The organism is Caulobacter sp. GW822-FHT07D08, from assembly GCF_058798735.1.
Genome location: NZ_JBXAKU010000055.1, coordinates 1 through 1,030 on the forward strand (window position 1 = coordinate 1; position 1,030 = coordinate 1,030).

General features: G+C 70.0%; 2 protein-coding genes. One reads left to right on the forward strand and one right to left on the reverse strand.

The annotated features are described in order from the left end of the window. The coding region (locus AC1RJ9_RS28335) for an oxygen-independent coproporphyrinogen III oxidase (protein ID WP_492842021.1) at nt 1–558 on the forward strand (558 nt) is incomplete at its 5' end. A gap of 4 nt (nt 559–562) precedes the next feature. Here the strand turns inward: AC1RJ9_RS28335 and AC1RJ9_RS28340 are convergent. After that, on the reverse strand, nt 563–1,030 hold a 468-nt coding region (locus AC1RJ9_RS28340), incomplete at its 5' end, for an NAD(P)/FAD-dependent oxidoreductase (RefSeq protein WP_492842019.1).

The following is a 1,030-nucleotide window of genomic DNA, read 5'->3' on the forward strand; positions in this document are numbered from 1 at the left end:
AGCGAAAGCGCCGCCGAACGGCTGGCGGCAGAAGGCTATGTGCGGATCGGCCTCGACCATTTCGCCCTGCCCGAGGATCCTATGGCCCAGGCCCTGGCGGCCGGGACCCTGCGGCGCAACTTCCAGGGCTACACGACCGATCCGGCCGTCACCCTCCTGGGCATGGGCGCCTCGGCGATCAGTGGTCTGCCGCAGGGCTTCGTGCAGAACGCCGCCCATGAGCTGACCTGGCGCGCGGCGGTCAAGGAGGGCCGGCTGCCGGTGGCGCGCGGGGTCGTGATCAGCGACGACGATCGCTTCCGTGGCGAGATCATCGAGCGGCTGATGTGCGACTTCTGCGTCGACCTGGCGGCGGTGTGCGCGCGCCATGGCCGGCGGTCCAGCGACCTGGCCGCCGAGCTGTCGCGCCTGACCCCGTTCGTGGCCGACGGTCTGGCGCGGATCCGCGAGGCCACGATCGAGGTCCTGCCGCCGGGCCGGTTGCTGGTGCGCTCGATCGCGGCGGTGTTCGACGCCTATTTCAACGCCGAGGGCCAACGCCACGCCAAGGCGATCTGATGGCTCATGCGCCCGTTTCGAACCGCTTGGGGGCATAGGCTCGCGCCTCAACACCCTGGTCGATCAGATCGTCTGGGATCGGACGTCCCTCAAGTAGCGCCGCGGCCAGGCGACCCATGGCCGGAGCGGTCTGGATGCCAAAGCCCCCCAAGCCCGCCAGCCAGAAGAATCCGGGGCGCTGTGTCGACCAGCCCACGACCGGCGCCCGGTCGGGCGCGAAGGTCCGCAGGCCGGCCCATCGGCCGACCAGATGGCGCACCGGATGATCGGCGACGGCCTCGAACCGGGCCATGCCCAAGGCGACATCCATTTCCTCGGCGACCGCGTCGCAGGGCGTGCTCGGCGTCTCATTGGCCGGGGTGATCAACAGGCGACCGCCACAGGGCCGAAAATAGAAGCGCTCGTCGATGTCCTTGACCACCGGCCAGTCGGCGAAGTTGTTGTGGCCCGGGGCCTTGGCCAGCAGCACCGT